Below are 8679 nucleotides of genomic sequence, written 5' to 3'. Positions count from 1 at the left end.
CGGTTTAGCAAGAGGGTTATAATTCTTGCGCAGCAATAAAGCCGCCTTCGGGCGGCTTTCATTTTTCTGGAACCATTCATTTCATAGGGTTAACACAGATGTATACAGAATTTGACGGCATTATCTTCGATATGGATGGCACCTTAGTCGACAGCGGTCAGTTGCATGAACAGGCATGGCGACAAACCTTGAATCACTTTGGGATCCCCGTAGAGCCTGCTCTAATGCGCTCGTTAGCGGGCGTGCCTACTGTTGGCACCTTAGAGATTCTGATCGCCCATTTTGGCGTCACACCAACGGCCAGTTGCGAAGCCATGAACGAGTATAAAGAAGCCCTAGTGCGCGACACTATGCATTTATATGTCAAACCGACGGCATTAGCCGAATTTGCCAAGCAGAATCAGGGCAAACGCCCAATGGCGGTCGGCACAGGCGCCTACACAGAGGAAGCCATTCAAATCTTAACCCTGTGTGGGTTACTGGAATTAGTCGATTATGTGGTGGGGGCTGACCAAGTCGCGTCACCCAAACCTGCGCCTGATACTTTTTTACGCTGCGCCGAGCTGATGGGCATAGCGCCAGAGCGCTGTATCGTATTTGAAGATGCGAAGGCGGGTATCCAAGCCGCCGAAGCGGCGGGGATGTTTGTGGTCGATGTGCATGCTGAATTACAGATTGAAAATGACTATTTCCTAGGCGCTCAATAGCCGTTGCGAGCTTGTCCAATCACTGGCTAAAACGCAAAATTAGGCTTTACAATGTAAAACTTTGGGGTAAGGTAGGGACAATGAGTTTGAGGAAATCCCCATAAATTCTTAGCGTTAACAAAATTTTTATTACCTTTATCAGGAAAGGTAGTATCATAACATTTGTTTATCCGCGTTAAGTACCTTATCCAGCTGATTGGATTGAGCACAGAGATAGAGAGTTAAAGAGGGCACTATGGCAAATCAGGCAAATAACCGTCCGCAGAATATCCATAACTGGGTGGCAAGCGAATTAGGTTCTCGCATTGTGGGCGGCTTTTATGCGCCAGGTGAATATATCCCTAACGAAAATGCTATCTGTGAAGAGCTGGAAGTATCACGCACCTCCTTAAGGGAAGCCTTTAAGGTGCTCACAGCAAAAGGGCTTATCGAGTCTCGCCCTAAGCTTGGCACTCGAATTCGTGAGCGTCGCCACTGGAATATGTTTGATCCGGTGATCTTAAACTGGTTTTCCCAATCGAAACCTTCCCCTGAGTTTTACACGTCACTCTATGAAATTCGTGCCGTATTTGAACCTGCTGCGGCGGAACTGGCTGCCAAGAAACGCACCCCAGAGCAGCTTGAGGTGATTGCGGCTGCTTATGCCAAGATGGAAGCGGCCGAATTAGGTACGGATGAAGTGTATACCTCGGATATCGATTTCCACATGGCGATTTTAGATGCGACCAATAACGAGTTTATGGTATCCCTCGGCGTGTCGATCCAATCTGCGCTGCTCGAAATCTTTAGACTCAGTAGCACAATTCAGGATGACTTTATCCAATCACTCCCAGGCCATAAGGCCATTTATACTGCGATTGCCGCAGGGGACAGTGAAGGCGCGAAAGCCGAGATGAATAAATTACTCTCGACGTCTCAAGATACAGTGCATAAAAATATCGTGCGTAAATAACGGCTTGCTTCAATTTTTAACGCCGCTTTACTGCAAATATAAAAGGTGAACTTAGGTTCACCTTTTTTACTTTAGAGCGAGTAAAAAATAGGTTACTGCGGCTGGCTGATGCCTTCGCTTGTCATATGAATACGCTGTAGGGTGCCATCGGCATTGTAATGCAGCGGGTCAATTGCGACTGAACGTCTAAACTCACCGCCGCCATCCTGCGAGGCGCCGGTATGATAGATAAAGTAGGATTTACCTTTAAATTCAATGATTGCTTGATGGTTTGTCGGCGAGTTACCCGCCACTTCATTTAAGATGCCGTGGTACTTCCAGGGGCCCAGAATGCTATCACTGGTCGCATAGGCAATTTTTTCAGGGAAGCCTGAAGCGTATGAAAGATAATAAGTTTTATCTTTTTTATGTACCCAAAGCGCTTCGGTAAAGTTAGGAACATCAATGGCGTGTATTGGACCATCGAGTTCAATCATATTGGCTTTTAGCTTGGCAAATCTTGGCTTAGTGTTGCCCCAAAACAGATAGGCTTGCTTGTCATCATCGATAAAACAGCAGGATCGATATCATCCCAATCAATCTCGGTATCTGTGGTCATGTCATTGGTGATAAGGGCGCTGCCGCGGGCATCCTTGAAGGGGCCAAGTGGACTATCTGCAACCGCGACACCTATGGCAAAACCATTGATTTTGTTGTGTCTTGCCGTGACATACCAGTAAAACTCACCTTCTTTTTCGATCACATGGCTGGCCCATGCATCTCCTTTTGCCCAGCTGAAATCCTTCACCGATAACTTGCTGCCATGGGCCGTCCAATTGTGCATATCCTTAGAGCTAAAAACCAGCCAGTCATGCATTTCAAAGAAGGTACGATTGTCCTTTGCAACATCATGGCCAGTATAAAGATAGACAGTATCTTGGTGCACTATAGCGGCAGGATCGGCGGTAAATACATCCGTAAACAAAGGGTTCGCAGCAATTGCCGCTGTACTGGCCGTGGTGATCAATGCCAAACAAGCACTCACACAAATACTAGAAAATGCCTTTTTCATACTTCCTCTATTGTTTTTTGATATTTTAGTATTATAGTAATACCAATACTTTTACGTGCTAGCAATATTAAAGTACAAATTGTTAACTCAGGGCATAAAGGTGCGCCGACTCTCTGATAGTCGACTGTAATGCGGCTAATTGAATATGTCGGGCAGGGCATGTGCTTTGGAAAACGAAGGTGTCATATGAATAATAAAAAACCGAAAACACTTCGTTCGGCAAGCTGGTTTGGTAGTGATGATAAAAATGGTTTTATGTATCGCAGTTGGATGAAAAACCAAGGCATACCCGAGCATCACTTTCAAAATAAGCCTGTGATTGGTATTTGTAATACCTGGTCAGAATTGACGCCCTGCAATGGTCACCTGCGGGAATTGGCCCAAAGAGTAAAGAATGGCATTCGGGAAGCGGGTGGCATTCCGGTGGAGTTCCCCGTGTTTTCGAATGGCGAGTCCAATTTGCGCCCTAGCGCCATGTTAACGCGTAACCTTGCGGCTATGGACACGGAAGAAGCCATTCGTGGCAATCCCATCGACGGTGTTGTGCTGTTAGTGGGCTGCGATAAAACGACTCCGGCTTTATTGATGGGCGCGGCCAGTTGTGATTTACCGACGATAGTCGTCACGGGTGGGCCCATGCTCAATGGTAAGCATAAGGGCAAGGATGTGGGTTCTGGCACACTCGTATGGGAACTGCATCAAGAATATAAAGCAGGCAACATCAGCCTCGCCGCATTTATGAATGCCGAAGCGGATATGTCACGCTCAACGGGCACCTGTAACACTATGGGCACGGCATCGACTATGGCCTGTATGGTGGAAACCCTCGGCGTGAGTTTGCCACACAATGCCGCCATTCCTGCGGTGGATTCTCGCCGCCAAGTGTTGGCCCATATGTCGGGAATGCGAATTGTTGATATGGTCAAAGAGGATTTGACCTTAAGTAAAATTTTAAGCCGTGATGCTTTTATCAATGCCATCAAAGTCAATGCTGCCATTGGTGGTTCAACTAACGCCGTTATCCATTTAAAGGCCATTGCCGGCAGGATAGGAGTTGAGCTGTCACTCGATGACTGGCGCCATGGTTACGCAGTACCGACCATAGTGAATCTTAAGCCTTCGGGTCAGTACTTAATGGAAGACTTTTACTACGCAGGTGGACTGCCAGCAGTATTAAGGCAGCTGTTTGAGCATGATTTACTGAGCAAAAACACGCTCACCGTCAATGCCGCTAGCCTCTGGGACAATGTTAAAGAGGCGCCTTGTTATAACCAAGAGGTGATTATGTCACTTGAAAATCCCTTGGTTGAAAATGGTGGCATTCGCGTACTGCGCGGCAATCTCGCGCCTCGCGGCGCAGTAATCAAACCCTCCGCCGCCAGCGCGCACCTGATGCAACACCGTGGCAAAGCGGTTGTGTTTGAAAGTTTTGATGATTACAACGCCCGCATCGGCGATCCTGAACTGGAGATAGATGAAACCAGTATAATGGTGCTTAAAAACTGTGGTCCTAAGGGATATCCGGGCATGGCCGAGGTCGGCAATATGGGACTTCCACCTAAGCTGTTGAAAAAAGGAATTAAAGATATGGTAAGGATTTCCGATGCACGCATGAGTGGCACCGCCTTTGGTACCGTTGTTCTCCATGTTGCGCCAGAAGCACAAGCCCTTGGGCCACTCGCCGCAGTACAAAATGGTGACATGATAGCGCTCGATACCTATGCAGGGATATTACAGCTGGAGATCAGCGACCAAGAGTTACAGGCGCGCCTAGCAAAACTCGCGGCTGTGAAATCCATTCCAATCAATGGCGGCTATCTCTCGCTCTTTAAAGACCATGTGCTGCAGGCGGATGAGGGATGTGATTTTGATTTTCTCGTGGGATGTCGAGGTGCAGAGATACCCGCACATTCCCATTAAATATGAACTCGTTTTCTTTTATAATGAAACCAAATAATTATTTTAATAAAAGGTTGAGTTATGAAGTTGACTAATCAATACCCGAGTTTACAAGGTAAGACCATTTTTATCAGTGGCGGTGGTACGGGTATTGGGGCTTGCTTAGTACGGTCTTTTTTAGAGCAGGGCGCTAAGGTGGCATTTGTCGACATTTTAGTTGAGGAGTCGACTCAACTTGTCACAGGCCTTAAGCAGACTCAGCCTGACGCCAGTGTGAAATTTTATCACTGTGATCTTGTCGATGTAGCAGCGCTTAAAAGCGTCATTGCACTGGTTGAAGACGATTTAGGCCCTATCTCAGTATTGATTAACAATGCCGCGTGCGATGAAAGGCATAGCATAGATGAAGTCACGCCAGAATATTGGGACCAATGCTTAAATACCAATTTGCGGCACTACTTTTTTGCCGTACAAGCGGTCAGGCCGCAAATGCAGCGGCTCGGCGGGGGTTCTGTTATCAACTTTGGATCTATGAGTTGGCACAATCGTCAAGCGGGAATGGCGGGATATACGGCCTCAAAAGCTGGTGTCATGGGCTTAACTCGAGGTTTAGCCGCCGATTTAGGCAAAGATAAAATCCGGATTAATACCTTAACGCCGGGTTGGGTGATGACAAAACGTCAACTCACACACTGGGTTGATAAAGATACGGCAAAACATATCGAAAATAACCAATGTATTAAAGAATATGTAATGCCCGAAGATATTGCTGCTATGGCATTATTTTTAGCAGCAGATGATAGCAAACTCTGCACCGCACAAAATTTTATTGTCGATGGTGGTTGGATTTAAATATCACAATAAAATTTCAGTTCATTGAATAATGAGGTGAGTGCTGAGTTTATTTTTAAATAAAAGGTAAAGCACTCACCATGCAACTCTCCGTCTCTAAAAAAAAATGTAAAACATGCCGCATTTGCGGATGAATTACAATTAGTCACGCTTGCCAATAGCCACGGGCTTGAAGTGGTTCTATCAAATTACGGCGCTAGCATTTGGTCGGTAAAACTTTATGGCAAAGATGAGCAACCTATTTCATTAAGTCTTGGCTATCAAGATATTAAAGATTGGGCGACTAATCCGTATTATTTTGGTATTACCGCCGGCCGTGTCGCAAATCGTATTGGTAAAGCACAATTTCCTTTAGCAGGTAAAACGATTCAATTAGTCGCCAACGAAGGCAATAACCAACTTCACGGCGGACCTAAAGGATTAAGCCATTGCACTTGGCAGGTTGAGACTTTGCAGGACAGTGACAGTGTGGCGGCGGTTTTCAGCATTACCAGTCCCGATGGCGATCAAGGATTTCCGGGTAATCTTGCGATTAAGCTCGAGTATCGCCTCAATGAAAACAATGAATTAACCCTGAACTATCAAGCCGTTTGCGATCAAACCACCCCCGTCTGTTTAACCAATCATGCTTACTGGAACCTGGCCTCAGACAAACAGCAAGGTATTTTAGGGCACAAACTCTGTATTCACGCTAGCCAATTTCTGGCACTCGATAATGAACAAATCCCAACCGGCGAATTAATCTTAGTCGACGACAGCGCCTACGATTTTAAACAACCAAAGGCAATTGCCACGGATATTAAGCAATTAGCTAATGGTTATGATCATTATTTTGTGATGGATAGAAATCCTGACAATAAAAACAGTTTGCAGACTATTGCGGTATTAAAAGATCCGCTTTCTGGCCGAGAACTCGAAATTAGCACCACAGAAGTTGGCGTGCAATTTTACAGTGGCAACTTTCTCGATGGCAGCCATATTGACGATGAAGGTTATAGCATTAATCAATTCCATGGGCTCTGTTTAGAAACCCACGGTTATCCGAATGCGGTCAATATTGACCATTTTCCGAGTGTGATGCTTGAAGCAAATACTCAATATCAACAAATTACGGTACATAAGTTTAAGAATATTTAATTCAATCAAGGCGAAATAATATTTATTTATACGAGTTAGCCTGCTGTTTCAGCAGGCTAGGGGATCTCTGTTACCTAAAATTATAAAGGGAATAATAATGAAACATAATAAAATCATTACCGCATTGGGATTATGGGCTGTAAGTGCCACTTGTGCCTACGCCACTACGGTGGGCTTTTCACAGGTTGGATCCGAGAGTGGTTGGCGAACGAGCTTCAGTGAAGCTGTTAAAGCTGAGGCCAAACAGCGGGGTATAGATTTAAAATTTGCCGACGCTCAGCAAAAACAAGAGAACCAAATCAAAGCCGTGCGTAGCTTTATCGCCCAAGGCGTGGATGCCATTATTATCGCGCCTGTAGTGGAAACAGGCTGGAAGCCAGTGCTGAGAGAAGCGAAACGCGCCAACATCCCTGTAGTGATAGTAGACCGTAATATCAAGGTCGATGATGATTCCCTATTCCTCACCCGTATTGCCTCCGATTTTACCGAAGAAGGCCGTAAGATTGGCCAATGGTTAATGGATAAAACCCAAGGCAACTGTGATATCGCCGAATTACAGGGCACGGTAGGGGCAACCGCAGCGATTGATCGCGCCACTGGTTTTAACCAAGTGATTGCCAATTATCCCAATGCCAAGATTGTTCGCAGCCAAACCGGCGAATTTACCCGTGCTAAGGGTAAAGAAGTGATGGAAGGTTTCCTCAAGGCCCAAAACGGTCAGCCACTGTGCGCCGTTTGGGCGCATAACGATGAAATGGCTCTGGGTGCCGTGCAAGCCATTAAAGAAGCAGGTTTAAAACCGGGCAAAGATATTCTGATCGTCTCCGTGGACGGTGTGCCCGATTACTTTAAGGCCATGGCCGATGGTGATGTGAACGCCACGGTTGAACTTAGCCCTTACTTAGGTGGCCCAGCGTTTGATGCTATCGATGCGTACCTTAAGGGCAATAAGGAGCAGCCTAAGCTTATCAGCACCACGGGTGACGTATTTACCCAAGAAACCGCTGCCGCCGAGTACGAAAAGCGTCGCCATCAATAGTCAGATTGACGCTTTCTTGGGGAATAGCTATGAGCCTTATTTTAGAACTCAAGCAGATCAGTAAGCACTATCCGGGCGTAAAAGCCCTTGAGGATGTGAGTTTGCGGTTATTTGCGGGGGAAGTTCACGCCCTGCTCGGCGAAAACGGTGCGGGTAAATCGACGCTGGTGAAAGTGATGACAGGCGCCCAGTCAAAAGATATGGGCGACATCCTCTTTCTTGGCGAGCCGCAACATTTCAACACACCAATGGATGCGCAAAAGGCAGGGATCAGCACGGTTTATCAGGAGGTGAACTTAGTGCCTAACCTGACCGTGGCACAAAATTTGTTCCTCGGTTACGAACCGCGCCGTCTTGGGCTGATCCATTTCAAAAAAATGTATGCCGATGCGCGCGCAGTGTTAACCCAGTTTAAGCTGGATATCGATGTTAGCGCGCCGCTGTCGGACTATTCCATCGCGGTGCAACAACTCATTGCCATCGCCCGCGGTGTTGCCATGTCGGCCAAGGTATTAGTGCTCGATGAGCCTACGGCGAGCTTAGATGCCACAGAAGTCCAAGTGCTATTTGGGATCTTAAACCAGCTCAAAGCCAAGGGTGTGGCTATTGTTTTTATCACACACTTCCTCGATCAGGTTTATCAGATAAGCGATCGCATTACCGTGCTGCGTAATGGGCGATTTATCGGCGAATATCTGACGGCCGAATTACCACAGCCTAAGCTGATTGAAGCTATGCTCGGGCGTTCTTTGCAGGAGCAATTGATTGATAAACAGGAAAAGGAGCGCACCGTCACCCGCGCTGAGGCTGTGCTCTTGTCCCTCAAAGATGTGTCGGTAAAAGGTTCAATCCAATCGATGAATCTTACCGTACCTAAGGGGCAGGCGGTCGGGCTTGCGGGTCTTTTAGGATCGGGGCGCAGCGAAGTCTGTAACGCCGTATTTGGGCTGGATTTAGTCGATAGCGGCAGTATTCATTTGGCGGGGCAGAAACTCAAGCTGTCGCAACCCGTGGATGCGATCAGCGCCGGGATCGCCCTGTG

7 protein-coding genes and 1 pseudogene are annotated in these 8679 nt (G+C 46.8%); 7 read left to right on the top strand and 1 reads right to left on the bottom strand.

Annotation, left to right across the window (positions count from 1 at the left end; translation table 11 throughout):
• Positions 1 to 98: 98 nt before the first annotated feature.
• Both SHEWPOL2_RS20840 and SHEWPOL2_RS20835 read left to right on the top strand, forming a co-directional pair.
• Positions 99 to 707: a beta-phosphoglucomutase family hydrolase gene (locus tag SHEWPOL2_RS20840; RefSeq protein WP_037431316.1), complete on the top strand. Its 609-nt coding sequence runs from the start codon at positions 99 to 101 to the stop codon at positions 705 to 707.
• A gap of 235 nt (positions 708 to 942) precedes the next feature.
• Positions 943 to 1659, top strand: coding sequence for a FadR/GntR family transcriptional regulator (locus SHEWPOL2_RS20835; protein ID WP_037418975.1), 717 nt, complete (start codon positions 943 to 945; stop codon positions 1657 to 1659).
• A gap of 92 nt (positions 1660 to 1751) precedes the next feature.
• Here SHEWPOL2_RS20835 and SHEWPOL2_RS20830 read toward each other — a convergent pair.
• Positions 1752 to 2710: pseudogene (locus tag SHEWPOL2_RS20830) on the bottom strand (glycoside hydrolase family 43 protein).
• A gap of 186 nt (positions 2711 to 2896) precedes the next feature.
• Here SHEWPOL2_RS20830 and SHEWPOL2_RS20825 point away from each other — a divergent pair.
• The 5 genes from SHEWPOL2_RS20825 to SHEWPOL2_RS20805 all read left to right on the top strand — a co-directional run.
• The gene (locus SHEWPOL2_RS20825; RefSeq protein ID WP_037431313.1) at positions 2897 to 4630 is read left to right on the top strand and encodes an IlvD/Edd family dehydratase; all 1734 of its coding nucleotides are present in this window, start codon (positions 2897 to 2899) and stop codon (positions 4628 to 4630) included.
• 60 nt (positions 4631 to 4690) lie between these two features.
• Positions 4691 to 5461, top strand: a complete 771-nt coding sequence (locus SHEWPOL2_RS20820) for an SDR family oxidoreductase (RefSeq protein WP_037431310.1) — start codon at positions 4691 to 4693, stop codon at positions 5459 to 5461.
• Positions 5462 to 5635: 174 nt separating this feature from the next.
• Complete coding sequence (locus tag SHEWPOL2_RS20815; protein ID WP_239642795.1) at positions 5636 to 6598, top strand: aldose epimerase family protein; 963 nt, start codon at positions 5636 to 5638, stop codon at positions 6596 to 6598.
• Between the two features lie 97 nt (positions 6599 to 6695).
• A complete protein-coding gene (locus SHEWPOL2_RS20810) occupies positions 6696 to 7637 on the top strand; it encodes an ABC transporter substrate-binding protein (RefSeq protein ID WP_037431307.1) in 942 nt (313 codons plus the stop codon).
• Positions 7638 to 7666: 29 nt separating this feature from the next.
• Positions 7667 to 8679, top strand: a 1013-nt coding sequence (locus SHEWPOL2_RS20805; RefSeq protein ID WP_037431304.1) for a sugar ABC transporter ATP-binding protein, incomplete at its 3' end; no start/stop codon positions are given.

The organism is Shewanella sp. POL2, from assembly GCF_000282755.1.
GTDB classification, from domain to species: domain Bacteria; phylum Pseudomonadota; class Gammaproteobacteria; order Enterobacterales; family Shewanellaceae; genus Shewanella; species Shewanella xiamenensis.
This window is presented reverse-complemented; position numbering and strand designations above follow the sequence as displayed.